Annotated in this window: 24 protein-coding genes; 15 read left to right on the top strand and 9 right to left on the bottom strand. The window is 71.5% G+C overall.

Features of this window, described 5'->3' with window-relative positions; all coding sequences use genetic code 11:
- Positions 1-10: 10 nt before the first annotated feature.
- The 3 genes from IE153_RS20660 (at position 11) to IE153_RS20650 (ending at position 4047) form a co-directional block, all read left to right on the top strand.
- Complete coding sequence (locus IE153_RS20660) at positions 11-1060, top strand: isopenicillin N synthase family dioxygenase (protein ID WP_229829076.1); 1050 nt, start codon at positions 11-13, stop codon at positions 1058-1060.
- Positions 1061-1116: 56 nt separating this feature from the next.
- Entirely contained in the window at positions 1117-2352 is a 1236-nt protein-coding gene (locus IE153_RS20655) for an ATP-grasp domain-containing protein (protein WP_189591361.1), read from the top strand.
- 105 nt (positions 2353-2457) lie between these two features.
- Entirely contained in the window at positions 2458-4047 is a 1590-nt protein-coding gene (locus tag IE153_RS20650; RefSeq protein ID WP_229829075.1) for a uracil-xanthine permease family protein, read from the top strand.
- A 110-nt stretch (positions 4048-4157) separates the two neighbouring features.
- On the opposite strand, the gene IE153_RS20645 is transcribed toward IE153_RS20650, so the two are convergent.
- A complete protein-coding gene (locus tag IE153_RS20645) occupies positions 4158-5192 on the bottom strand; it encodes a LuxR family transcriptional regulator (protein WP_189591359.1) in 1035 nt (344 codons plus the stop codon).
- A gap of 138 nt (positions 5193-5330) precedes the next feature.
- Positions 5331-6431 carry a helix-turn-helix transcriptional regulator gene (locus IE153_RS20640; protein ID WP_189591357.1) on the bottom strand — a complete coding sequence of 367 codons (1101 nt, stop codon included), beginning with the start codon at positions 6429-6431 and terminating at the stop codon, positions 5331-5333.
- A 140-nt stretch (positions 6432-6571) separates the two neighbouring features.
- Here IE153_RS20640 and IE153_RS20635 point away from each other — a divergent pair, with 140 nt between their 5' ends.
- From IE153_RS20635 to IE153_RS20615, 5 genes are all read left to right on the top strand, one after another.
- Positions 6572-7855 carry an ATP-grasp domain-containing protein gene (locus IE153_RS20635; protein ID WP_189591356.1) on the top strand — a complete coding sequence of 428 codons (1284 nt, stop codon included), beginning with the start codon at positions 6572-6574 and terminating at the stop codon, positions 7853-7855.
- A 1-nt stretch (position 7856) separates the two neighbouring features.
- Positions 7857-9092 (top strand): MFS transporter, encoded by a 1236-nt coding sequence (locus IE153_RS20630; protein WP_189591354.1) that lies wholly within the window; start codon positions 7857-7859, stop codon positions 9090-9092.
- 95 nt (positions 9093-9187) lie between these two features.
- Complete coding sequence (locus IE153_RS20625; RefSeq protein ID WP_189591352.1) at positions 9188-10444, top strand: ATP-grasp domain-containing protein; 1257 nt, start codon at positions 9188-9190, stop codon at positions 10442-10444.
- A 2-nt stretch (positions 10445-10446) separates the two neighbouring features.
- Positions 10447-11694 carry an ATP-grasp domain-containing protein gene (locus tag IE153_RS20620; protein WP_189591350.1) on the top strand — a complete coding sequence of 416 codons (1248 nt, stop codon included), beginning with the start codon at positions 10447-10449 and terminating at the stop codon, positions 11692-11694.
- Between the two features lie 5 nt (positions 11695-11699).
- Complete coding sequence (locus tag IE153_RS20615; RefSeq protein WP_189591527.1) at positions 11700-12131, top strand: PPOX class F420-dependent oxidoreductase; 432 nt, start codon at positions 11700-11702, stop codon at positions 12129-12131.
- 25 nt (positions 12132-12156) lie between these two features.
- Here IE153_RS20615 and IE153_RS20610 read toward each other — a convergent pair whose 3' ends face one another.
- From IE153_RS20610 to IE153_RS20595, 4 genes are all read right to left on the bottom strand, one after another.
- On the bottom strand, positions 12157-13575 hold the full coding sequence (locus IE153_RS20610; RefSeq protein WP_189591349.1) for a sensor histidine kinase: 1419 nt from the start codon (positions 13573-13575) through the stop codon (positions 12157-12159).
- The gene (locus IE153_RS20605) at positions 13576-14295 is read right to left on the bottom strand and encodes a response regulator transcription factor (protein WP_189591347.1); all 720 of its coding nucleotides are present in this window, start codon (positions 14293-14295) and stop codon (positions 13576-13578) included. It abuts the gene before it with no gap.
- Positions 14296-14412: 117 nt separating this feature from the next.
- On the bottom strand, positions 14413-15489 hold the full coding sequence (locus IE153_RS20600; protein ID WP_189591345.1) for an LLM class flavin-dependent oxidoreductase: 1077 nt from the start codon (positions 15487-15489) through the stop codon (positions 14413-14415).
- 64 nt (positions 15490-15553) lie between these two features.
- Positions 15554-16144, bottom strand: a complete 591-nt coding sequence (locus IE153_RS20595; RefSeq protein ID WP_189591343.1) for a TIGR03086 family metal-binding protein — start codon at positions 16142-16144, stop codon at positions 15554-15556.
- A gap of 62 nt (positions 16145-16206) precedes the next feature.
- Here IE153_RS20595 and IE153_RS20590 point away from each other — a divergent pair, with 62 nt between their 5' ends.
- On the top strand, positions 16207-17040 hold the full coding sequence (locus IE153_RS20590; protein WP_189591341.1) for a helix-turn-helix domain-containing protein: 834 nt from the start codon (positions 16207-16209) through the stop codon (positions 17038-17040).
- A gap of 16 nt (positions 17041-17056) precedes the next feature.
- Here IE153_RS20590 and IE153_RS20585 read toward each other — a convergent pair whose 3' ends face one another.
- Positions 17057-17944, bottom strand: coding sequence for an NADP-dependent oxidoreductase (locus tag IE153_RS20585; RefSeq protein WP_189591340.1), 888 nt, complete (start codon positions 17942-17944; stop codon positions 17057-17059).
- A gap of 124 nt (positions 17945-18068) precedes the next feature.
- Here IE153_RS20585 and IE153_RS20580 point away from each other — a divergent pair, with 124 nt between their 5' ends.
- Both IE153_RS20580 and IE153_RS20575 read left to right on the top strand, forming a co-directional pair.
- On the top strand, positions 18069-18476 hold the full coding sequence (locus IE153_RS20580) for a winged helix-turn-helix transcriptional regulator (RefSeq protein ID WP_031102759.1): 408 nt from the start codon (positions 18069-18071) through the stop codon (positions 18474-18476).
- Between the two features lie 94 nt (positions 18477-18570).
- Complete coding sequence (locus IE153_RS20575; RefSeq protein WP_030840287.1) at positions 18571-18906, top strand: YnfA family protein; 336 nt, start codon at positions 18571-18573, stop codon at positions 18904-18906.
- Positions 18907-18923: 17 nt separating this feature from the next.
- On the opposite strand, the gene IE153_RS20570 is transcribed toward IE153_RS20575, so the two are convergent.
- The gene (locus IE153_RS20570) at positions 18924-19361 is read right to left on the bottom strand and encodes an ester cyclase (protein WP_189591338.1); all 438 of its coding nucleotides are present in this window, start codon (positions 19359-19361) and stop codon (positions 18924-18926) included.
- Positions 19362-19487: 126 nt separating this feature from the next.
- Here IE153_RS20570 and IE153_RS20565 point away from each other — a divergent pair, with 126 nt between their 5' ends.
- Positions 19488-20264, top strand: coding sequence for an SDR family NAD(P)-dependent oxidoreductase (locus tag IE153_RS20565; RefSeq protein WP_185012816.1), 777 nt, complete (start codon positions 19488-19490; stop codon positions 20262-20264).
- A 6-nt stretch (positions 20265-20270) separates the two neighbouring features.
- On the opposite strand, the gene IE153_RS20560 is transcribed toward IE153_RS20565, so the two are convergent.
- On the bottom strand, positions 20271-21464 hold the full coding sequence (locus IE153_RS20560) for an RtcB family protein (protein ID WP_189591336.1): 1194 nt from the start codon (positions 21462-21464) through the stop codon (positions 20271-20273).
- Positions 21465-21635: 171 nt separating this feature from the next.
- Between IE153_RS20560 and IE153_RS20555 the strand changes: the two genes are divergently transcribed.
- The 3 genes from IE153_RS20555 (at position 21636) to IE153_RS20545 (ending at position 24893) form a co-directional block, all read left to right on the top strand.
- Positions 21636-22454 carry a DUF3558 domain-containing protein gene (locus tag IE153_RS20555; protein WP_189591334.1) on the top strand — a complete coding sequence of 273 codons (819 nt, stop codon included), beginning with the start codon at positions 21636-21638 and terminating at the stop codon, positions 22452-22454.
- Positions 22455-22573: 119 nt separating this feature from the next.
- Entirely contained in the window at positions 22574-23479 is a 906-nt protein-coding gene (locus IE153_RS20550) for a DUF3558 family protein (protein ID WP_189591332.1), read from the top strand.
- 115 nt (positions 23480-23594) lie between these two features.
- Positions 23595-24893 carry a DUF2637 domain-containing protein gene (locus tag IE153_RS20545; RefSeq protein ID WP_189591330.1) on the top strand — a complete coding sequence of 433 codons (1299 nt, stop codon included), beginning with the start codon at positions 23595-23597 and terminating at the stop codon, positions 24891-24893.
- Positions 24894-25098 lie beyond the last annotated feature (205 nt).

Here is a 25098-nt window from a genome sequence, read left to right as displayed (position 1 = left end):
AGTAGGAGCGATGTCGCTACTGAATGCTGAGAGCGCGGTCGGCCGGACCGCCGAGGTGACCGTGGTCGAGGGCTACGTCCCGGTGATCGACCTGAGTTCGGCGCGGTCGTCGGCCGCGGCGGACCGCCGGCTCGGCGCCGTGATCGACGAGGTCTGCCGCACCAGCGGGTTTCTCGTGATCGTCGGTCACGGGGTGCCGCAGGACGCCATCCGGGAGATGTACCGGGCCACCCGCGAGTTCTTCGCGCTGCCCGCCGAGGAGAAGGCGAAGCTGCTGGCGGTCCCGGAGGACCCGCTGATGCGCGGCTTCGGCCGCAAGGGGAGCCTCGCCGCCTCCAACACGGACGCCGAGGTGGAGCGCGAGCGCAGCCTGCCCGACGTCTCCGAGACCTTCACGATCAACCGGCTCGGTGAGCCGGACGGCAAGGACCGCCTCCCGGCCGACGCCGACCCGGCACTGGCCACCCCGAACCACTGGCCCGCGCTGCCCGGCTTCGCCGAGGCCTACCGGTCCTACTACGGGGCCATGGAGGTCCTGGCCGGCGACATCATGCGGCTGTTCGCGCTCGCCCTCGACCTGCCCGAGGACTGGTTCGAGGACAAGATCGACCGGCACATGACGAATCTGACGGCGAACTACTACCCGCGTCAGACCGTGGCGCCGGCCCCGGGCCAGCTGCGCAAGGGCATCCACAGCGACTGGGGCAGCCTGACGATCCTGTACCAGGACGACGGCCCCGGCGGCCTCCAGGTCCTGGACAAGAACGGCGACTGGCTCGACGTCCCGTACATCGAGGGCTCGTTCGTGGTCAACATCGGCGACCTGATGGCGATCTGGACCAACAACCGCTGGGTGAGCACGGTCCACCGGGTCGTGAACCCGCCGCGCGAACTGGCCGACAGGGAACGTTATTCGGTGCCGTTCTTCCACCAGCCGTCCTACGATGCGCTGATCGAGTGCATCCCCACCTGTACCGGGCCGGACAACCCGCCCAGGCACGCGTCGGTACGTTCCGGCGACTACATCACCGGGAAGTTCAGCAGGGCGTACGGCGGTTGACGGTGGAGCCCGCGAGACGCCCGGCGGTGGTACCGGTGAGAGCAAGGTGAGATGACGTGGCCAGAGCAGCTCTGCTTCTCGGCGTCGAGAACACGGCGGCCGAGTGCATCGTGCGGGCGGCGCGGCGCCTCGACGTGCGCGTGCACGCCGCCACGCACCGGGACTTGTACGAGCGGTGCCGTCCGCAGATCCGCGGAGAGCTGGGCGGGGTGGTGTTCACGGACTTCCGCTCCGCCGACCAGGCCGTCGACCAACTCGCCGAGTACTGCGCCCGGCAGGGCATCGAGGCGGTGGCGGTCAGCGGGGCGCAGTTCTCCCCGCTGGCCGCGGCCCTCGCCGTCCGGCTGGGCGCGCCGGGGCACTCCGTGAGCCTCGCTCCGGCCAGTCGTCACAAGTGGCAGATGGCGCAGGCGCTGCAGCGGGGCGGCGTGCCCAGTGCGCGCACCGTCGCCCTGGTCTCCTTCGAGGCCGCCGAGCAGCGCCTGGCGGCGGCCGGTCTCGACTACCCCGTCGTGGTCAAACCGGTGGAGAACACCGGGTCGGTGGGGGTGAGCGTGATGGACGGACCCGGGGAGCTCCGGCCGGCCGTCCGCCGGGCGCTGAACCACTCCTCGGACCCGACGTACGGCCTCGCCTACGACTCGGTGGCCCTCGCCCAGGAGTACCTGGAGGGCCCGGAGTACAGCATGGTGAGCGTGCTGCACTCGGGGAACTGCACCCACTCGGTGCTGACCCGGAAGTACACGACCGAGGGCCGGGAGCGTGAGGAGACCGGGTACACCGTGCCGCACGGCCTGGACGAGCGGACGGCGGCCCGGGCGGCCGGCACCGTGCTGCGGGGTCTGCGGGCGCTCGGCCTGCGGGACGGGATCGCGCACACCGACCTCAAGCTGACGCCGGACGGCCCGGTGCTCATCGAGATCGACGCCGGCCCGCCGGACGGGGCCGTGCTGCAGGCGATCCAGCACGCCACCGGAATCGACCTGGCCGAGGCGTACGTCCAGGCCGTGCTCGGCGAGGAGCCGACGGCGCGGCCGGTACGCCCGGGCGCCGCCGCGCTGCGCTTCATCAACACCTCGGCGCACGGCACCTTCCGGGGCCTGACGGGGCTCGTGCTGAACCCGCATCTGGCCGCCGCGCGTTCCTACATCGACCCGGGCGAGCTGGTCGGCGGGGCGGCGGCGACCCACACCCGGGTGGGCCATGTGATCGTCACGGCGGACGCTCCGGCGGAGGCCGACCGGCGGGCCGAGGCCGTCATGACACTGGTCGACTGCGACGTGGAGGCCTGAGCCCACCCCGCACCGGCACACGGTCGACGGCGGCCCACTCCCTTTGATTCGTACACCAGTTCGTGGCCGTCGTCGTGCGGCATGACCGAAAACCGGAGAGATCCCATGAAGGACACGGAAGGTCCGGCGCGAAGAAGGCTGGGCGTGGGATGGCGGCTGCACGGCGACGGCCGGGCGCCCCGGCCCGGAGCGGCCGTGCTGCCGCACGAGCGCCTCTCCTGGCCCCGCACCCTGGGCCTGGGCGCCCAGCACGTGGTGGCGATGTTCGGCGCCACGTTCGTCTTCCCCGTGGTGATGGGCCTCGACCCGAACCTCGCCATCATGATGTCCGGCGTCGCGACCGTGCTGTTCCTGCTCGTCGTGCAGGGCCGGGTGCCGAGCTATCTGGGCACCAGCGCGTCGTTCGTCGGTGGGGTCGCCGCGATCCGCGCGGCGGGCGGCAGCACGGCCCAGGTCACGGGCGCGATCGTGGTCGCGGGCCTGGTCCTCGCGGTCGTCGGCCTGCTCGTCCACCGCATGGGACCGGGCCTGGTCAACCGGGCGTTCCCGCCCGTGGTGGCCGGTGCCGTGGTGCTGCTGATCGGCCTCAGCCTGGCCCCGGTGGTGGCGGACATCTACTGGCCGCAGGACCAGTGGACGGCGCTCGCGACCATGGGCGTGGTCATCGCGGCGGGCGTGCTGCTGAGCGGCTTCTGGAGCCGGCTCGCCGTGTTCGTCGGACTCGTCTTCGGCTACGTCCTGTCCTGGGTCCTGGACCGGGTGGCCGGCCCGATCACCGCGCCCGGCCCGGACGGCAAGGTCACCACGCACGCACGCGTGCAGCTGGACTCGGTCGCCTCCGCCGACTGGTTCGGGCTGCCCACCCTGCACTCCCCGTCCTTCGGCGTCTCCGCGGCGCTGCTCGTGCTGCCGGGCGTGATCGCGCTGATCGCGGAGAACACCGGGCACGTCAAGGCGGTGGGCGAGATGACCGGCGAGAACCTCGACCCGGTGCTCGGCCGTGCCGTGCTCGGCGACGGCCTGGCCACCGCGGTCTCGGCGGCGGTCGGCGGCCCGCCCACGACGACGTACGCGGAGAACATCGGCGTGATGGCGGCGACCCGGGTCTACTCCACCGCCGCGTACTGGGCGGCCGCGGGCGCGGCACTGGCCTTCGGGCTCTGCCCCAAGTTCGGCGCGCTCGTCGCGGCCACGCCCGGCGGGGTACTGGGCGGCATCACGGTGGTGCTCTACGGGATGATCGGGCTGCTCGGCGCCAAGATCTGGATCAAGGCGCGGGTGGACTTCTCGGACCCGGTCAACCTGGTGCCCATCGCGGCCGGTTCGGTCCTCGGCATCGGCGGGGTCACCGTCACTCTGGGCGACTTCTCCGTCGGCGGCATCGCGCTGGGCACGGTGGTGACGCTGCTCGGGTACCACCTGCTCGCCGCGGGCCGCCGCTGGGGCGAGGAGGTACCGGAGCCGGTGCCTCAGCCGGCCGGCGAGGACCGACCGGAAGAGCTTCAGGGGCCCGCCGGGGACCCACCGAAGGAACCGCAGCCGGCCGCCGGGAACGGACCGAACGATCCGCAACCGACCGCCGGAATCCGGCCGAACGATCCGCAACCGACCGCCGAAATCCGGCCGAAGGAACCGCAGCCGGCCGCCGAAATCCGGCCGAAGGAACCGCAGCCGGCCGAGCCCACCGCAGTCTGACCGAAACGCCTCACCCCGCAGGGCCGCGAGTCTCCTCCCGCTCGCGGCCCTGTTCACGTGCCGAAGGCCGCGAGCGTCCCTCCGCTCGCGGCCCTCTTCCGTGCCGTGGCTCACAGCCCGGCCATGTCCCCCGGTTCCGCGACCGAACGGGCCGCCAGCATGCCCAGCTGGTAGCCGAGCTGGAACCGGGTCTCCGCCTTGAGCTCGGACTTCAGCTTGGCGAGGTGCGTGGCGTAGGCCCGGGTGCTCAGCCCGATCCGCTTGGCGATCGCGGTGTCGCTGTCGCCGTTGATCAGGCAGCGGATGATGGTCTCGCGCAGCACCCCGCTGATGTGGCTGGACTCGTTCGGTGTGCGGGAGCCCTCGAACGGCTTCGCCCGCAGCCAGTTGCGCTCGAACACGCCCACGAGGAACCGTACGACGGCCGGCTCCCGGATGATCACCGCCTGGTCGCGTTCGTTGTCGGCCGGGATGAACGCCACGCTGCGGTCGATGACGATCAGCCGGTCGAACAGCTCGTCCATGGTGCGCACCTGGGCGCCGAGCGCGGTCATGTCGGCCACGTACTGCCGGGTCGGGCTGTCGTGCCAGGCCGTGTGCTGGTACAGCGTGCGGACCTCCACACCGCGGCCGAGCAGCTCGGCCGTCTGCATCCGCACCTTCTCCAGAGTGTCCTTGGGCCGCCCGCCGCCGGGCTGCGCGGTGAACAGCTCCTTGGTCGCCTGCTGCACCGACTCGTTGACGATCGCGCTGATCGCGGCCTTGCCCTCGATACGGACGATGGGCTCGCCGTCCTGCGGGCGCGGGCCCTTGCGCGACTCGGCGATCAGGGGCTGCAACAGGTCGGTCAGGCTGCGGGCCTCGTCCAGCATGGTCAGGGCCGTGGACCGCAGCAGGGCCCCGAGCCGGGCCTCCACCACGCCGGGGTCGACGACGGACACCTGCTCGGGTGCGGCCGGATCCTGACTGACCATGCCCATCGCCAACAGCTCGCCGAGCGTGCCCTCGTCGAGGTCGCAGTCCTCCCGGCGGACCGGTTCGGTACTGCTGCCCGACTGCCCGTGCCATTCCTTGCGGAGCAACTCGACATAGGTCGAGCGGGCTTTGGTGCTGGGTATCGGGACCACGGACTTTGCTGGACTCATCGCCAACTCCCCCGGAGTGAGGTCGGTAGTCGCAAACCCGCGAGAGTGTAACCCTTTCCCATCTGTCCGCGTGCAGACAATCGCGCAGCGTAATACCCGGGCAATATTTCCGCGGGCGGGGGCGACTTCCGGTCAGGCCTACCCGTCCACCGCCCGGTCCTCGGGCTCCCCCTCGCCGGCCCCGTCCTCCAGGGGCAGTCCCAGGCGCCAGGCGCGGTATCCGGCCTGGAACCTGCTCTCCGCGTCGAGTTCGTCGGTGATGTCCCGCAGGTGACGGCGCAGGGTGCGGGGGGCCATGCCGAGGCGGCGGGCGATCACGTCGTCCTTGAGGCCGGCCGCCATCAGCCGCAGGATGGCCAGTTTCAGATCGTCGGAGGCCAGCCGGTCCTGGGCGGTCTCGCCCTGCTCGGTGAGCCGTCCGCCGTGCACCTCGTCGAGGTCGAACGGCCGCCCGGACCGCCACAGCGTCTCGAACATCCGGTACAGGAACCCCACGACGGTCGGGTCGGTGACGATCGACGCGCCCGGCGGACGTCCCTCGACCCGGGGCTGCGGAACGAACGCGGTCTCCCGGTCGAAGATGATGACCCGGTCGAACACCTCGGCGGTGGTGCGGATCTGCGCGCCCGCCGCCGACACGGCACGGACGTAGGTCTGCGTCGTGAGGCTCGCCCGGGCCGTGTGCTGGTAGAGCGTGCGCACCCGCACCCCCCGCTCCAGCATCCCGACGCTCTCGGCGACGATCCCGTGCAGCGTGTTCGGGCTGCGGCCGCCGCCGGGCTGGATGCTGACCATCTCCTCCATGCACAGCCGGGTCATCGCCGACAGCTCCCGCCGCACCTCGGCGGGGCTGTCCACCTGCCGGAGCCGGTCGGTCCTGCGCCCGCTGCGGGAGTGCTCGGCGAACAGCGCGGCAAGCGGCCTCAGCCGGGTGTGCAGCCGGGTCAACTCCCGCTGCCGTTCGCGTATCTCGCGTTCCAGCGGGGCCCGCGCGGTCACCTCCGCGACGGTGGGGTCCACCGGGGTCCATGCGAGATCGTCACCGAGCCGCTGGAGCAGACCGTGCCGTGCCAGGTCGTCGAGGGCTATGCTCAACTCCCCTTCGGAGAGCCCCAGTTCCCGGGCAGCCTCGCCGGGGTCGCGGAGCGTGCCGTGGCGCAGGGCCCACTCGTAGAGCAGCAGCGAGCCCTGCCGGAGCACCGGTTCCGGCTCCCGCTGCTGTGTTCCCGAACGCTCCATCGTCGGCTTCCTCTTCCGGTCAGGCCACCTTGGGCCACCGATTATCTCTCTGCTCGGCGCGGGAACGCTGCCAGAATCCTCGTATCGCGCTGCACGAATCGGCATGGCTGTGCGGCCATGGCCCCCCGAAAGGGTGAAGAATGCGCCGAATCGCTTTCCTGCGATCCATCGAGATTCAGCAGACCAAGCCTTATCTCACAAGTCTTGAGTCGAGGTTCGAACGGGAGGGAATAGAAGCCAAACTCTTTTACACGGACGGCGATTGCGGACCGGACGACTTTCCGGGTACGGCGGAGAAACTGCCCGGTGACATCTCGCCGGCGGAGCTCGCCAAGAAGGTGATCGACTGGTCCGCCGACGGCGTGGTGTCGCTGTCCATCGCGGACGAGAACGCCCTGCGTGACGCGGTGGTGAAGCGGATCCTGGAGCCCGTCGGCATCCCCATGGTCGGTCACAGCCTGGCGGCCGTGCACGTCGGCTCCAACAAGTGGGAGACGAAGGGCCTGCTGCGGGACCACGGCTTCGACCTACCCGGCGGCATCCTCGTCGACAGCGATGTGCTGGCCGGCCGCGGACTGCGGATCCCCGCCTATGTCGACTCCATTCTGATGCAGGCGTCCGACCTCGGATATCCGTTGATCAGCAAGCCGTTGTGGGACTGCATGGGCGTCGGCATGGTGGCGATATCCGACGAGAGCGAACTGCAGGACCATCTGGCCCGGCCGCACGACGGCAATTTCATTCTGGAGCAGTGCGTCTCCGGGGAGATCTGCTCGGTGGAAGTCGTGGGCGCCCGCGGTTCCTACGTGGTGCAGCCCCGGGTGTGGCAGGGCCCGGCCGAGGCCGGACCGGTCTTCAACTTCGGCCGGCTGCGCTACGCCGCCCCGCGCCCCGGGCACGACGAGGCGTTCGCGCCCGTCGCCGAGAAGCTCCAGGCGCTGTGCCGCGCGCTGGACCTGGAGGGCGCCATCGGGATCGACATGATCTACCAGGACGGGCGTTACAAGATCCTGGAGATCAACCCCCGGGTCACCGGCACCACCACCCCCTGCATCGCCGCGTCCGGCTTCAACACCTACGACTGCCTGCTGTCGATCCTGGACGGCAGCTGGCCCGCGCCCGGGGTGCCGGCCGTGGCACCCGTCCGGCAGGTGTGCCTGCAGTTCCCGATCCACGACCCCACACCGGAGTTCGTCCGGGACGCCACGCGCGAGCTGGACGTCGTCCGCACCCAGACCCTCACCATCGACGGGGTGCGGCACCCCAACATCATCCTCACCTGCGCACTCGAGGACCGGCCGGAACTGCCCGGCAAGCTCGCCTCGTTGTGGCGGCGGCACCGGTTCACCGACGAGGCGCTCCTGGCGCAGATCGCGCGGGCCGTGGGGGCCGCCGCGCCCGACCCGACGGAACCGGTTCAGTGACATGAACATGAAAACGTATCGCAAGGTGCTGGCCCACCAGGGCATCGGATCGCTGATGCTCCTGGGCCTGTTCTCCAAGATCGCCGTGGTGGCGATCCCCGTCGTCCTGAACCTCGCGGTGGTCCTCGGCCTGGACCGCGGGTTCGGCGCCGCCGGACTGGTCATCACGGCCTGGACGGTCGGCGTGGGCATCGGCGGCCCCCTCCAGGGCCGCATGATGGACCGCCACGGAGCCCGCCCGGTGCTGCTGGCCTCGGTCGCCGCCCAGGTGCTGTTCTGGGGCCTGGGCCCGCTGCTGCCCTACGAGGGGCTGATCGCCGGCGCGCTCGCGGTCGGGCTGCTCAACCTGCCCGGCTTCGCCCTGGTGCGGCTGCGGCTGGCGGTGGCGATCCCCGACGAGGACCGCAACGCGGCCTTCGCCCTGGACGCCATGACCTCCAACATCTCGTACATGGTGGGCCCCGCCCTCGGCGTCACCGTCGCCACCGCCGTCTCCAGCACGGCCTCCATGCGCGGACTCGGCGTCATCATCAGCCTCGCGGGGCTCGGACTCGCCGTGCTCGACCCGGCGGTGAAGGCGACCACGTCCCCGTCCGCCACCGGCACCCAGCCTCCGAAGCCGACGTTCCGGCAGTGGTTCACGCCCGCCCTGGTGCCCGTCCTCATGGCGACCACCGCCACCACCCTGGCCACCGCCGGGTACGAGACGGCCATCGTCGGCGGACTGCGCCACGCGGGCCAGATGGAGTTCTCCGGCCTGGTCCTGACCGTCTGCGGGTTCTGCTCGCTGATCGGCGCCCTCGTCTACGGCACCATCAAGCGCCCGCCCGGCTTCGCCGTCATCGCCGGGCTGGTCGGCCTCACCACCGTCGTCGGCGGCTTCGCGACCGGCGACTGGCGGCTGCTCTGCCTCGCCATGGTGCTCCCGGCGGCCCTGTGCTCGCCCGCGTTCGCCTCCACCGGCAGCGCGGCCAGCGCCCTCGCCCCGGAAGGCTCCCGCGGCGTCGTCATGGGTTGCTACAGCGCCGCCCTCACCGTCGGCAACAGCGTCGGACCCGCCCTGTCCGGCGCGGTCCAGGACTCGGCCGGCCCCCGCTGGGCCTTCGTCGTCATCGGCCTGGCCGGTGCCGCCCTGTCCGCCCTCGCCCTCACCGGACACCTCTGGCTGGGCCGCCGCCCCACCAGGAGCAGCGCACCGGAGCCGGACCACGCCGCCCTGGCCGAAGCGAAGGCCTGAGCCGCCGCACGGCCTCCCGCACGAGCCCCGTCGGTATCGCGCGGGCCCGCCGCCCGCCCCACCTCACAACCCCCTGACGCATCAAGGAGCAGTGGATGAGCACCAAGGGTCACGTCGTCCTCGTCGACGCCTTCGGCACGGCGCGGTTCTACCCGCCGGAGTTCCGCGACGCCGGCTATGAGTGCGTGCGCGTGCAGAGCACCCCCGAGCAGCCGGCGGCCTTCGCCTCCTCGCTCGACCTGTCCCTCTACGCGGACAACATCGTCCACCACGGGGACTTCGAGGACACCCTGCGCCGGGTGAGCGCCTACGAGCCGGTCGCCGTCATGGCCGGGCACGAGTTCGGCGTCGAGTTCGCCGACCGGCTCAGCGAGGCGCTGGGCCTGCCCACCAACGGCACCGCCCTCAGCAAGGCCCGCCGCGACAAGTTCACGATGATCGAGACGATCAAGGCGGCCGGGCTGCGCGGCGCCCGCCAGCTGCTGGCCACCAGCGCCGACGAACTGGAGGCCTGGCACGCGGAGCACGGCGGCCGCGTCGTCGTGAAGCCCCTGTCCAGCGCCGGCAACGACGGCATCCGGTTCTGCGACACCCCGCAGGACAGCGCCGCCGCCTTCCGCGAACTCACCGGCGCCGACAACCTGTTCTCGCAGCGCAACGAGGGCGTGGTCGCCCAGGAGTACCTCTACGGCGGCGAGTACATGGTCAACACCGTCAGCCGGGACGGCCGTCACCACGTCACCGACATCATCGCCACCACCCGCATCTCGGTGAACGGCGTGCACGACATCTCCAACTCCGTCTACCTGCTGCCCCGTCGCGGCGACGTGCAGGACCGGCTGGTCCCCTACGCGCTGAGCGTCCTAGACGCCCTCGGCGTGCGGCACGGCCCCGCCCACATCGAGCTGAAGCTCACCCCCGAGGGGCCGGTGCTGATCGAGATGGGCGCCCGGATCTGCGGCGGCGACCTGCCGTACTACGTCCGTCACGCCACCGGCGAGTCCCCCTTCGACTGGGCCGTCGACGCCTACGTCCGGCCCGAGCGCTTCCAGGCGCGCCACGCCCAGGACTACACGATCAAGCAGCACTTCGCCTCCGTCGGCCTGGTCTCCCCGGCCACCGGCCGGCTCGCGGGACTGCGCCACATCGAGGACATCAAGAAGCTGGAGAGCTTCTACGACTTCTCGCAGTTCGTCCCCGTCGGCGGCGAGATCGTGCCCACCACCGACGACATGACCTACGTCGGCTTCGTGCGGCTCTTCCACGAGATGGAGGAGGTCGTCATGCGCGACATCGGCACCATCCACTACCTCGACGGCGAGGGCATGTACGAGCTGGCCGGGGAGGAGTGAGCATGCCCCGCGCCCCGAAGCCGCACCTCGTGGTCGTCAACCGCTGGCGCGAGAGCTACGCCCGCTATGCCGCGTACGTGGACCACGACACCCACCACGTCTCGTACATCACCACCGAGGTGGGCCTGCCCTCGGTACCGGAGGCCGCCGCCGACGTCGTCCTGGTCGAGCGCACCGACGACCTGGAGGCCGTACGCGCCGCGACCCGGCTGCTCGCCGCCCGGTACGGACCGCCGCAGGGCATCGTCACCCTCAAGGAGGACGACCTGCTGGTCGCGGCGGCCCTGCGCGAGGAGTGGGACTGCCCGGGCCCGCGCACGGAGTTCCTGGAGCCGTTCCGCGACAAGTTCCTGATGGCCACCGCCGTCGCCCAAGCCGGCCTCGACGTACCGGACTTCGCCCTCGCGCCCGACGCCCGCACTGTCGTGGACTTCGGCCGGACGCACGGCTGGCCGCTCGTGGTGAAGCCCACCCGGGGCAGCTGCAGCGAGGGCGTCGTACGGCTCGACGGCCCCGAGGACGTACCCCGGCTGGACTTCACCGGCGAACCACTGCTCGTGCAGCGCTTCCAGGCGGGCCGGATCTACCACGTCGACGGCGTCTTCACCGGCTCCGAGCTGCTGCACTGGACCGCGTCCCGGTACGTCAACACCTGCCTGGGCTTCCGCACGGGCAGCTTCCTCGGCTCGGTCGAGGAGGACGACGAGGGGGTCCTCGCGGCGATCGGCGCCTACGCCGTCGAGGCCCTGAAGGCCCTGACCGGGCAGGCGACCGTCTTCCACCTGGAGGTGTTCGTCGACACCGTCGCGGGCCGGCCGCACGTCAGCTTCCTGGAGGTCGGGGCGCGGGTCGGCGGCGCCGAGATCGCCTTCGTATGGCGCGAGGTGCACGACTACGACCTGATGCACGCGGCCTTCCGGTTCCAGCTGGGCCGCCCCCTGCCGCCCGGCGCGCCGAAGCCGGACCGCGAGTTCGGCGGCTACCTCCTGATCCCGGCCCCGGCCGCGCGCCCCTGCCGCATCACCGAGGTCACGCCGATGACCGGCCGCACCCCCGGCCCCTACGCCGAGGCCCTGCTCGACGTGGGCGAGGTCCTGCCGCTCGCGGACGCCTACTACGAGCACGTCGGCGGCCGGTTCCGCTTCCGCGGGCGCGCGAGCGGGGAGGTGGAGGCCGCGCTGAAGGAGACGGCCAGCGGGTTCCGGGTGTCGGCGGTGGCGATGCCGGCGGCGGAGACGGTCGCCGCGTGAGGCCGATGTCCGAAGGGCAGTGGAGGTCGTTCGTCCTCACCGGCACCCGCACGGGGAAGCTGGCGACGCATCGCAGGGACGGACGGCCCCACGTCACCCCGGTGTGGTTCCTCCTGGACGACACCCCGGACGGCGAACCGCAGCTCCTGTTCACCACCTGGCACGCCTCCCTCAAGGCCAGGGCGCTGCTGCGCTCCCCGCGGTTCGCGCTGTGCGTGGACGACCAAGAGCCGCCGTACAACTACGTGATGCTCGACTGCACGGCGCGGCTCACCGAGGACCCCAAGGAGCTGCGCCACTGGGCGACCCGCATCGGCGCCCGCTACATGGGCGAGGACCTGGCCGAGCGCTACGGGGCGCGCAACTCGGTGCCCGGGGAGTACCTGGTGCGGGCGACGGTGCACGAGGTCCTCGCGTACGACGGCATCGCGGACTAGCGGCACGGACGGGAGGCCCGCCGCGTCAGTCGAGGCCTCCGCCCACCGTGAAGCCGGTGACCGTGCCGCCGCCCTCCCGCCGGAACGCGAAGGGCGCTCCCCCGTGTGCGAGGGCCACCTCGCGGACGATGGACAGCCCCAGGCCGGAACCCGGCAGGGAGCGGGCGTCGGCGGCCCGGTAGAAGCGGTCGAAGACCCGGGTGAGGTCGCTGTCGGCGATGCCCGGGCCGCGGTCGAGGACCTCGACCCGGATCCGGCCGGGCCGGGCGGGCCCCGAGACGACGATCTCGACGGGAGCCCTGCCGCCCTGGTCGAACTTCACCGCGTTCTCGACGAGGTTGGACAGCGCCCGGGTCAGCATCCCGGGCCGTCCGTCGGTCGTGGTGTCACCGCTCGCGCGCAGCCGGATCTCCCGGCCGCTGCGGCGGCGGGCCACCCCCGCCACCTCCTCGGCGATGTCGGCGAGGTCCACCCGGCGCGGCGGTTCGGTGTCGGACTGCCCGGCCGCGAGATCCACCAGCTCGTTGACCAGGTCGGTCAGCTCACGGGCCTCCTGGCCCAGGTCGGCGACCAGTTCCTCGCGGGCCTTCGGCGGGAGTTCGTCGATCCGGCGCAGCAGGGAGATGTTCGTACGCAGCGAGGTCAGCGGCGTGCGCAGCTCGTGGCCCGCGTCCTGGACCAGACGGCGCTGGTCCTCCTCGGACTGCGCGAGCCGGCCCAGCATGCGGTCGAAGGCCCGGCCGAGCCGGCCCACCTCGTCATGACCGGCCACCGGCACCTGGATGCCCAGCCGGCGGGTGCGGGCGACGTCCTCGGCGGCGTCGGTCAGCACGACCAGGCGGCGCGTGATCCGCCGGGCCAGCCACCAGCCGAACAGCCCGGCGCCGATCACCACGGCGGCCATCAGCAGCAGCGTCCGCTGCTGGAGCGCCCGCAGCAGGTCCTCGACGTCGCTGAACTCCTGCGCGACCTGCACCGCGCCCCGACCGCCGCCGAGGGAGACGGTGGCGACGCGGTAGACGTCGCTGCCCACGTCGACGTCCTTGTGCTCGACCACCTGCCCGGACAGCGTCTCGGCGGCGATCCGCGCGTCGCTGCCGGTGACCGGCAGCCCCGGACTGCCCGCGTCGACGACGTGCCCGTCCGGGCCGAGCACCTGCACGTCGGTGCGGGCGGGCCGTACGAGGTCGTGACCGGGCGCGGCGGACGAGAAGTCGCCGGGCGTCATGTGGTTCTGCCGCACCTCGTCGCGCAGGTCCTGCACGACCTCGTCGAAGACCGTCTGCTGGTCCACCCGCACCAGCCGGGCGGCGGCGCTGTAGGACAGGATGCCGACCAGGATCGTCACGGCCGCCGTCACCGTCGCGAACGACACGGCGAACGTGGTGCGCAGCGAGACCAGCTTCGGCCGCCGCCCGGCCAGCAGGCGACGGAGGCGGCCCACTCAGTCCTCCCGCAGCACGTAACCCACGCCGCGCACCGTGTGGATCAGCAGCGGTGCGTCCGGCTCGTCGAGCTTGCGGCGCAGATAGCCGACGTAGACGGCGAGGTTCTTCGAGCCGGGCCCGAAGTCGTAGCCCCAGATGCGGTCGTAGATCGTGGAGTGGTCGAGGACGATGCCCGCGTTGCGCACCAGCAGTTCCAGCAGCTCGAACTCGGTGCGGGTCAGTTCCAGCTCGCGCGCGCCGCGCCAGGCCCGGCGCGCCTGCGGGTCCATGCGGATGCCGGCCGCCTCGATGAACCGCTCCGGGAGCGCCTTGGGCGCCTCGGCCGCGGGTGCGCTGCCGGCGCCCACCGGGCTGGTGCGGCGCAACAGGGCGCGCAGCCGGGCGAAGACCTCCTCCACGTCGAAGGGCTTGACCACGTAGTCGTCGGCGCCCGCGTCCAGCCCGGCGATCCGGTCGGCCGTCTCGACGAGGGCCGTCAGCATCAGCACCGGCGTGCGGTCGCCCTCGGCGCGCAGCACCCGGCACACCTGGAGCCCGTCGATGCCGGGCATCATCACGTCCAGGAGGAGCACGTCCGGACGGTTGCGGTGGGCCTGTGCCAGCGCCTCGACGCCGTCGGCGACCGCCAGGACCTGGTAGCCCTCCAGGGTCAGGGCACGCTCCAGGGCGTTGCGGATGGCGCGGTCGTCTTCGGCGAGCAGCACGGTGTGGGGCACGCGTCCAGTGTGCCAAGCCGCCCGGCGCTCCAGGCCGTATGCGCTGCGCCGGGGCGTCCTTCTTACTCCCCTCTCACCAGGGGCAGGGCAACCCGGGAGCCGGGCCCTACCGTCTCCTCACCGCCGGTCACCGGCGAGCCGGGACGCGTGCGTCGGGGCGTCCGGCACGTCCGCCGGGCGGTCCACGGCGAACTCCTTGCGCAGCACCGGCACGACCTCCTCGCCCAGCAGGTCGATCTGCTCCAGCACGGTCTTCAGCGGCAGCCCGGCGTGGTCGATCAGGAACAGCTGGCGCTGGTAGTCGCCGGCGTACTCGCGGAAGGCCAGCGTCTTCTCGATGACCTGCTGCGGGGAGCCCACGGTCAGCGGCGTCTGCTCCGTGAAGTCCTCCAGCGACGGCCCGTGGCCGTACACCGGGGCGACGTCGAAGTAGGGCCGGAACTCGCGCACCGCGTCCTGGGAGTTCTTCCGCATGAAGACGTGCCCGCCGAGCCCGACGATCGCCTGCTCGGGCGTGCCGTGGCCGTAATGGGCGTAGCGCGATCGGTACAGCTCGACCATGCGCTTGGTGTGGTCGGCCGGCCAGAAGATGTTGTTGTGGAAGAAGCCGTCACCGTAGTACGCGGCCTGCTCGGCGATCTCCGGGGAGCGGATGGAGCCGTGCCAGACGAAGGGCGGTACGCCGTCCAGCGGGCGGGGCGTGGCCGTGAAGCCCTGCAGGGGCGTGCGGAACTTCCCCTCCCAGTCGACGACGTCCTCGCGCCACAGGCGGTGGAGCAGGGCGTAGTTCTCGACGGCCAGGTTGATGCCCTGCCGGATGTCCTGCCCGAACCACGGGTAGACCGGGCCGGTGTTCCCGCGGCCCAGCATCAGGTCGACCCGGCCGTCGGCCAGGTGCTGGAGCATCGCGAAGTCCTCGGCGATCTTCACCGGGTCGTTGGTGGTGATCAGGGTCGTGGCCGTGGAGAGGATCAGCCGCTCGGTGCGGGCCGCGACGTAGCCGAGCATCGTGGTCGGCGACGAGGGCACGAAGGGCGGGTTGTGGTGCTCGCCGGTCGCGAAGACGTCGAGCCCCACCTCCTCGGCCTTCAGCGCGATGGCGACCATGGCCTTGATCCGCTCGCGCTCGGTCGGGGTCCGGCCGGTGGTCGGGTCGGGCGTGACGTCGCCGACGCTGAAGATCCCGAACTGCATGGTCGCTCACCCTCCAGGTTGTTTACGGTTCAACCTTACCCGGAGAACGGCGGCCTCCCGGGTGCTATTCCCAGTGGGGGTCCCTGCCGGTCCGCGCCAGCAGCCGCTCGAACGCCGACGCGCCCGCGCCCTCGGGCACCGGCTCCCCGAACACGCCCATCTTCCGGGCCGTCGGCGCCAGCTGGTCCACCGCGCCCGCCAGCTCCGCCACGACCGCCTCGTCGGCGCCCGGGAAGTCCTGACCCGTCGCCCGCGCCAGGTCCCACACGTGCACCGTCAGATCGAGCAGCGCCATCGAGCCGACCAGCCGGGCCGGCATGTCCATCCCGCCGGTCGTGCCCTCCTCGGCACCCGGCGCGGACCAGGCCGCCACCAGCCGGTCCGCCTCCCGCGCGAACCGCTCGCGCCATCCGGGATCCTCGGCGACCACACCGGCCGTCTCACCGAAGTCCGACGCCTCCTTCGCGGCCAGCCGCTGGAACTGCACGATCACCTGGAAGAGGTGATCGACCAGGGCCCGCACGTCGTACTCGGCGCAGGGCGTGGGAGCGGCCAGCGCAGCGTCCGGAATGCCCCCCACCACCGGCACCGCCCGCTCCCTCGCCAGGGCCAGCAGCTCACCGATGCCGTGGGTCCTCACCGCGTTCGTGTCCATACCCCGACCGTAGGCAGGCCGGGGTCTGCCCCTCTTGAAGAAACGCGACGTACGATCCGGCCATGGAGGCACCCCGCCACGACACCCGCGGGATCGTCGACCCGTCCGGGCTGCTCGACCGCGTCCGATTCCGCCGCCACGAGCCCGCCGAGCCCCTGCGCCGGTACGTCGAGTGGTACTGGCTCATCGACTGGGACCTGCCCGCGCCCTACGCCTCCCACATCGTCCCGCACCCCGCCGTCAACCTCACCTTCCAGTGGGACGAGGACGAGGGCCCGCCGTACGCCGAGGTCACGGGCGTCGCCCTGGGGCTGTACACCAGGAAGCTGACCGAGCGGGGCCGCGTCTGCGGGGCGAAGTTCCGGCCCGGCGGCTTCCGGCCGTACACCCCCGAGGCACCCGTCTCCCGGTGGACGGGCCGCGCGCTGCCCGCCCGGGAGGTGTTCCCGCAGATCACCGGCGACACCGCCCGCTCGATCGTCACCGCCGCCGGCGACCGCGCCCGGGTGGCCGCCCTGGACGCCTTCCTGCTCTCCCTGCCCCACGCCCCGGACCCGCAGGCCGACCTCGCCATCGATCTCGTCCGGCACATCCGCGCCGACCGCACCGTGCGCCGCGTCGGCGACTTCGCCCGCGCCGAGGGCCTGTCGGTGCGGGCCCTGCAACGGCTGTTCGCCACCTGCGTGGGGGTGAGCCCCAAGTGGGTCATCCTCCGCTACCGCATCCACGAGGCCCTGGAACAGGCCGGCACCCGCGACGACATCGACTGGGCCGCCCTCGCCGCCGACCTCGGCTACGCCGACCAGGCCCACCTCGTACGGGACTTCACGGCGACGGTGGGGGTGCCGCCCACGGCGTACGCGGCGGAGACCCGGGCCGGACGCGGAGGGGCGTAGGCCGTGTCCGCACCCGTCAGGGCACGAGCACCAGCCGCCCCCGCACACCGCCCCCGTCCAGCCGGGCATGCGCCTTCGCGGCGTCCTCCAGGGCGAACGTCTCGGCCACCCGCGTCGTCAGCACCCCCTCGTCCACCAGCCGCACCAGCTCAGCCAGCCGCGCACCATCGGCGCTCACCTCGACGGCACCGGTCCGCACCCCCCGGACGGAGGCGGGCTCGGCCTGCGGGATGACGCCGATGTACCGGCCCCCGTCGCGCACTGCCGCCAGGGCCGGCTCACCGAGGACGGCGGCGTCCAGCACCGCGTCGAAGTCCCGGTCCGCGACGGCGCCGACGAAGCGCCCGGCCCCCAGGGACCGCACGAACGCCTCGTCGCCCTCGCGCGCCAGGCCGGTCACCGATATCCCCCGGTGCGCGGCGAGCTGGACCGCGTAGCCGCCGACCGCCCCCGCCGCGCCCGTCACCAGCAGCGAATCGCCCGGGGCGAGCTCCAGCCGGTCCAGGGCCTGCAAGGCGGTCAGCGCGTTCAGGGGCAGGGTCGCCGCCCGGACGGCGTCCACCGTGGCGGGCGCGAGGGCCGCCGCGTCGGTGTCCACGACGACGTACTCGGCGTGGGTGCCCAGCGGCTTGACCATGCCGTAGTCGAGGGCCACCACCTCGTCCCCCACGCTCCACGAACTGGCCACCCCCACCGCGTCCACCGTCCCGGCGACGTCCCAGCCCAGCCCGATCCGCTTGCCCGCACCCCCGAAGACACCGGCCCGCACCCCCGCGTCCACGGGGTTCAGCGAGGCCGCCGCCACCTTGATCCGTATCTCTCGCGCACCGGGTTCCGGCACCTCGGTCTCCACGACCTCCACGACGTCCGGCCCACCGAACGAATTCACCACTACAGCACGCACAGCGACGCTCCTCGGATTGTCGGCACCGGGGACGTTCTCCGCCCCCTGCGCACAACCCTAGGAAGAGTTACTATCCAGGAGTAAGTAGTTACCTGCGAGTGCGTATGTACCCCGGAGGTGAGCCATGGCCACCCTGACGGCCGCCCAGCGGCGCGAACAGGCCCGCATCGAGTACGACGCGTTCCTCAAGAGCTGCCCCACCAACCAGCTCCTGGACCGCATCAGCGACAAGTGGGTCAGCCTGGTCGTGTCCGCCCTCGCCCCGGGACCCCTGCGCTACAGCGACCTCGGCCGCAAGATCGCCGGCGTCAGCCCCAAGATGCTCACCCAGACCCTGCGCTCCCTGGAACGCGACGGCCTGCTCACCCGCACCGTCACCCCGTCCGTCCCGGTCCGCGTCGACTACGCGCTCACGCCCCTCGGCCAGAACCTGGCCCTGCTGCTGACCGCCGTGAAGGACTGGGCGGAGAACCACTTCGACGAGGTCAGGGACGCCCGCGAGCGCTACGACGCCGAGTCCGCCGACGCCTGACGGCTAAGGGCTGATGGCTGACGGCTGACGGCTGACGGCTGACGGCTGACGGCTGACGGCACGAGGCCATGCCGGGCGTGCGAAGCTGACCGCCATGTCCGTGCTCCGCTCCGCCGCCCTCTTCGTTCTCGCCGCGCTCCTCGAGATCGGCGGCGCCTGGCTCGTCTGGCAGGGCGTGCGCGAGAACAAGGGCTGGCTCTGGGCGGCCGGCGGTGTCCTCGCGCTCGGCGCCTACGGCTTCGTCGCGACCTTCCAGCCCGACGCCCACTTCGGCCGCGTCCTCGCCGCGTACGGCGGGATCTTCGTCGCCGGTTCGATCCTGTGGGGCGTGGTCGCGGACGGCTACCGCCCGGACCGCTGGGACATCACGGGCGCGCTGGTCTGCCTCGCGGGCATGGCCGTCATCATGTACGCCCCGCGGGGAAACTGACCGACCCCTCGGGCGGCTCAGAACGGCTCGTCGGGCGGGAGCAGCCCCAACTGCCCCAGGAAGTCCATCTCGTCGAAGTACAGCCGGTAGTCGACGATCCGCCCGTCCCGCACGGTGGCGATGTCCACCCCGCGGATCCGGACCTCCTTCTGCGTCGGCGGCAGCGTCTCGCCGTTGGGCAGCTCCAGCGGCCCGGTGTTCCGCCCGCGGTAGATGCCCTCGTCGATGGCCGTGTCCCCGGCCTCGTAGGAATGCAGCACCTCGAACGTCGCCCCGGGGACCGCCTCGGTCATCGTCCGCCAGTAGTCGACGATCGAGTCGCGCCCGCGCAGCTCCCCCTCGTCGGGGGTGAAGGCGACCGCGTCCTCGGCGTAGAGCTCGCCGACGGCCTTCAGATCCGTGTGTGTGGTGACCGCGTCCGTGAGCCGGTCCATGACCTCACGCGCCTCGCCCATGATCCACCTCCGGGAGAACAGGGGATCACCCGTCCTCATTCTCCCACCGAAGGGCCCGCCTATCCTGGCCACGGACCCGACGCGGACGCCGGGCCCGCCCACGCCCGAGGACCCGAGGAGCACCCCATGGCCACCGCCGCCCCGCCCGCAGCCTCCCGTATCGCCGTCGTCACGGGTGCGAGCAGCGGGATCGGCGCCGCCACGGCCCGGCAGCTCGCCGCGGCGGGCTACCGCGTCGTCCTCACCGCGCGCCGCAAGGACCGCATCGAGGCCCTGGCCGAGGAGATCACCGCAGCGGGCCACCAGGCCACGGCGTACACCCTCGACGTCACCGACCGCGCCGCGGTCGACGAGTTCGCCACGGCGTTCAAGACGATCGGCGTGCTGGTCAACAACGCGGGCGGCGCGCTCGGCGCCGACCCGGTCGCCACCGGCGACCCGGCCGACTGGCGGCAGATGTACGAGACGAACGTCATCGGCACCCTCAACCTCACCCAGGCCCTGCTGCCCAAGCTGATCGCGAGCGGCGACGGCACGGTCGTGGTCGTCTCCTCCACCGCCGGCCACGGCACCTACGAGGGCGGCGGTGGCTACGTCGCCGCCAAGCACGGCTCCCACGTCCTCGCCGAGACCCTGCGCCTGGAGATCGTCGGCCAGCCGGTCCGGGTCATCGAGGTCGCCCCCGGCATGGTCAAGACGGACGAGTTCGCCCTGACCCGCTTCGGCGGCGACGAGGAGAAGGCGGCCAAGGTCTACCAGGGCGTCGCCGAACCCCTCACGGCCGACGACGTCGCCGACACGATCACGTGGGCGGTCACCCGCCCCGCCCACGTCAACGTCGACCTCCTGGTCCTGCGCCCCCGCGCCCAGGCCTCCAACACGAAGGTGCACCGGGACGCGTAGCGCCGGTCAGCCCTTCACGCAGACGACCTGCTTGATCTGCGCCACGACCTCCACGAGGTCGCGCTGCTGGTCGATGACCTGCTCGATCGGCTTGTAGGCGCCGGGGATCTCGTCGACGACCCCGGAGTCCTTGCGGCACTCCACACCCTGGGTCTGCTGCTCCAGGTCCTTCGTGGTGAACCGGCGCTTGGCCGCGTTGCGGCTCATGCGCCGGCCCGCGCCGTGGGAGGCCGAGTTGAAGGACTTGGCGTTGCCGAGGCCCTTCACGATGTACGAACCCGTGCCCATGGAGCCGGGGATGATCCCGTACTCGCCGGAGCCGGCCCGGATCGCGCCCTTGCGGGTCACGAGCAGGTCCATCCCGTCGTAGCGCTCCTCGGCCACGTAGTTGTGGTGCGCGCTGATCTCCGGCTCGAAGGTGGGCTTGGCCTTCTTGAACTCCTTGCGGATCACGTCCTTGAGGAGCGCCATCATGATCGAGCGGTTGTGCTTCGCGTACTCCTGCGCCCAGAACAGGTCGTTGCGGTACGCCGCCATCTGCGGGGTGTCCGCGACGAACACGGCGAGGTCGCGGTCGACCAGGTTCTGGTTGTGCGGGAGCTTCTGGGCCACGCCGATGTGATGGTCGGCCAGTTCCTTGCCGATGTTCCGGGACCCGGAGTGCAGCATCAGCCAGACGGAACCGGTTGTATCCGTACAAACTTCGACAAAATGATTCCCGGATCCGAGCGTTCCCATCTGCTTGGTGGCACGCTCCTGGCGGAACTTGACCGCCTCGGCCACCCCGTCGAACCGCGACCAGAAGTCGTCCCACCCGGCAGTGGCCATTCCATGGAAGCGCCCCGGATCCACCGGGTCGTCATGCATCCCGCGTCCCACCGGAATCACCTGCTCGATCCGCGACCGCAGCCGGGACAGGTCGCCGGGCAGGTCGTTCGCCGTCAGGGACGTCTTCACCGCCGACATTCCGCAGCCGATGTCGACACCCACCGCCGCCGGGCACACCGCGCCCCGCATCGCGATGACCGAGCCGACCGTCGCGCCCTTGCCGTAGTGCACGTCAGGCATGACGGCAAGGCCCTTGATCCACGGCAGCGTGGCGACGTTCCGCAGCTGCTGGAGCGCGCCCTCCTCGACCGAGGCCGGGTCGGTCCACATCCGGATCGGTACCTTCGCACCCGGTATCTCTACATACGACATAACACCCTCAATCCCCCGTAAACGAACAGAAGTCTTCAACAGCAAATACCGGAGCCAAAGTCGACGAAAGGGAAATCGGACCGGCGTTCACGGCAGTGCGTGCGATACACATTGTGTTCATCGCCCGGCCTGGGGCGGCAAGCCAATATCCGTGTCGAGAGGGGCCACCACGTGCAACGGAAGGCCTACGTACCCGGTATCGCCGTGCTCCTCGCGGCGGTCCTGGCCGGCTGCACCGGCGGCTCGGGCGACGAGGGGACGACGGACGGCTCCAACCCGGGCGACACGGGCACGGCATCGCCCGCCGCCGAGCCCGGCCGCTACCGCACCCTCCCCGAGCCCTGCGCCGAGGTCGGCGAGAGCACGCTCGACGAACTCCTCCCGGGCATCCGGGAGATCGGCGACGAGGAGCAGCGCGAGAAGGCCTACGAGGGTGAGCCCACGACCACGTTCGACACCGACCGCAAGGTCGGCTGCCGCTGGAAGGTGGACTCTCCGGACGCCACCGACCACCTGCTGATCGACTTCGAGCGGGTCGTCTCCTACGACAACGCCGTCAGCGACGACAACCAGGCCGAACAGCTCTTCGCGGAGCAGGAGGCCTCGGCCCACCTGCCGGTGCCGACCGCGACCGAGACGGCGGCCACCGGCAGCACCCCGGCGGGCGGTGCGAGCGCGTCCCCGAGCGGCTCCCCCTCCCCGTCCGGCTCCTCCTCGCCCTCGGCGTCCGTGTCCGCCGCCCCGACCGAACTGCAGCCCCGGGTACTGGAGGACCTCGGCGACGAGGCCTTCCTCGACGACGGGCTCAGCAGTTCCGGTTCGACGGCCAAGCAGCGGACGGTGACTGTGGCGTTCCGCACGTCCAACGTCATCGTGACCATCGAGTACGCGGAGCAGCCGGCGACCGTCGGCGTCGTCCCGGACAGCAAGGAAATGCAGGACAGGGCGCAGAAACTGGCCTCCCAGCTGGCGGATTCGCTGAGCGACTGAGCCCCTTTCACGGCCCCTTCACGCGTACCCGCAAAGCACCCGAAGGAAGAACAAACCGTTGCCTCACCGCGTACGGTGACCACTCGGACCCGTTCCGACCGCAGGGAACCACGAGCGTCATGAGTGAAGGAACCATGCAGCGACGAGCACAGCGTGAAGAGCGAGATCAGCGAGCGAAGGGGCGGGGCCGCGTCCTTGTCTGCGCGGCCGCCGTCCCCGTGATGCTGGTCGCCGCCGGCTGCTCCTCGGACTCCGGCTCCGGCGACAGCACGGACAAGTCGGCGAAGGCCGCCGCTTCGGCGTCCGCGAGCCCGTCACCGACCGTGCAGGCGGCGGCGTACGGCAAGCTTCCGGAGCCGTGCAAGGCGTTCTCGAAGAAGACGCTGGAGGACCTCGTCCCGAAGGGCAAGTCCGGCAAGGAGGGCAAGTCGGACGACATCTCGACCCGGGGCAGCTGCTCCTGGAACAGCCTCGACAACAACGGCGTGAAGGGCTCGCAGTTCCGCTGGCTGAACGTGTCGATGCTGCGCTTCGAGTCGGACGTCACCCGCGGCCCGGCCGACAAGCTGGCCCAGGAGTACTTCGAGAAGCAGGTGCAGGAGGCCCAGGCCGTCGAGGGCGCGAAGGGCGTCAAGACGGAGCCGGTGGCCGGTACGGGCGACCAGGCGACGGCCGTGCACTACGACCTGAAGAAGAAGGAAGGCACCTTCAAGCAGCAGACGGTCGTGGCGCGCGTCGAGAACGTCGTGGTCACGCTCGACTACAACGGCGCGGGTCTGGCCGGCGACAAGACGCCGAGCGGCTCCGACATGCTGAAGGACGCGAAGAAGGCCGCCAAGGAGGCGGTGGACGCCGTGTCCGAGGCGAACGGCAAGGGCGGCGGCAAGGCGGGCGGCAGCCCGTCCAAGTCCGCGTCCAAGTCGCCGTCGAAGTCGCCGTCGAAGTCCGCGTCCAAGGAAGCCTCGGACGAGCCCTCGAAGGACGCCTCGACCTCGCCGTCGAAGAAGCCCGCGTCGAAGAGCTGAGCATCTCCGACGGGAACCGGCCACCCGTTCTCCGCACACATGTGCCACCCTGTTGCGCGCAACAACATGCAAGGGGAGGGGAGTACGGGTGGCCGCGCCACTGCAGCTGACTCGGATGCACCGCGTTCTCATCGGCGTGGTCGTGGCGGGCGCCGTGATCATCGCCGGTATCGGCTTCGCCGGTTCGTACGCGGCGGTCCGCGAGTTGGCCCTGAAGAAGGGCTTCGGGAACTTCTCCTACGTCTTCCCGATCGGCATCGACGCGGGCATCTGCGTCCTGCTGGCCCTGGATCTGCTCCTCACCTGGATCAGGATCCCGTTCCCCCTGCTGCGCCAGACGGCGTGGCTGCTGACCGCGGCGACGATCGCCTTCAACGGCGCGGCCGCGTGGCCGGATCCGCTCGGTGTGGGCATGCACGCGGTGATCCCGATCCTGTTCGTGGTCTCGGTCGAGGCGGCCCGGCACGCAATCGGCCGTATCGCCGACATCACGGCCGACAAGCACATGGAGGGCGTCCGCCTCACCCGCTGGCTCCTCTCCCCCGTCCCCACGTTCCTCCTCTGGCGCCGTATGAAGCTCTGGGAGCTCCGCTCCTACGAGCAGGTCATCAAGCTGGAGCAGGAGCGGCTGGTCTACCAGGCGCGGCTGCGGTCGCGGTTCGGGCGGTCGTGGCGCAGGAAGGCTCCGGTGGAGTCCCTGATGCCGCTGCGGCTGGCGCGGTACGGGGTGCCGTTGGCCGAGACGGCTCCGGCGGGGCTGGCGGCGGCGGGTATCGAACCGGCGCTGATCCCGCCGGCTCCCCAGCAGGCGCTGGACGCGGCGGCCCCGCCCGCCCGGTCCGGGGGCGGGGCTGCCGCTTCCTCCCAGCCCGCTCCCCGCAGGGCGACGACGCCTCCCGGCGAGCAGCGCCTGGAGCTCGACGGCGCCCCCTCTCCCGCTCCCGAGTTCCTGGAAGCGGAGCCCGAACCCGACCAGAGTCCCTGGTTCAACACCCCGCGCGAGGTCGCGTACCAGGGTGGCTACGACCCTGCCTACGACCCGGAGCAGTACGCCCAGTGGTTCGCGGAGCAGCAGCAGGCCGAGCAGTACCTGGAGGACCAGCCGTTCGAGGCGCCGTCCCCGGAGGACACGGGCAGCTTCCCCATCCCGGTGGGGCCGGGCCGCACCCGTGAACTGGGCGAGGGCGGCGGCACCCCGCCCCCCGGCTCCGTGCCCGTCCCGGAGCCGGACGAGGAGTCGTTCTACCAGGTGTTCAAGCAGTCGATCAACGGCAGCTACCCCACGCCGCGCGAGCTCATCGACAACGTGGAGGCGGAGTTCGGCATCGGCCTGCCGCCGGAGGACGCCAAGCGCATGGTCAACCGCTTCACGAACCGGCACAACGCGGAACTGGAAGAGGACCACATCGCATAGCCGGGGGAAATTTCGGAATCATTTATTCCGTCGCCGGGCCCCCGGCCGGCCCACGGCTCTGTTCAGGCCATTTCCGAAAACAATCCCTTGCGCGCCCCCGCGCCGCGTGGCTACGATCCTGCGGCGGAAGCGGGGGATCTATGCAGGCAGTTCACTGACACGCCGATAGAGATGACACGAGTTCGCCGCAAGCCGACTGCGGCGA

Source organism: Streptomyces massasporeus (assembly GCF_014648995.1).
Taxonomy (GTDB): domain Bacteria; phylum Actinomycetota; class Actinomycetes; order Streptomycetales; family Streptomycetaceae; genus Streptomyces; species Streptomyces massasporeus.
The sequence above is the reverse complement of the archived record's forward strand: the minus strand, read 5'-3'. Positions and strand labels throughout refer to the sequence as shown.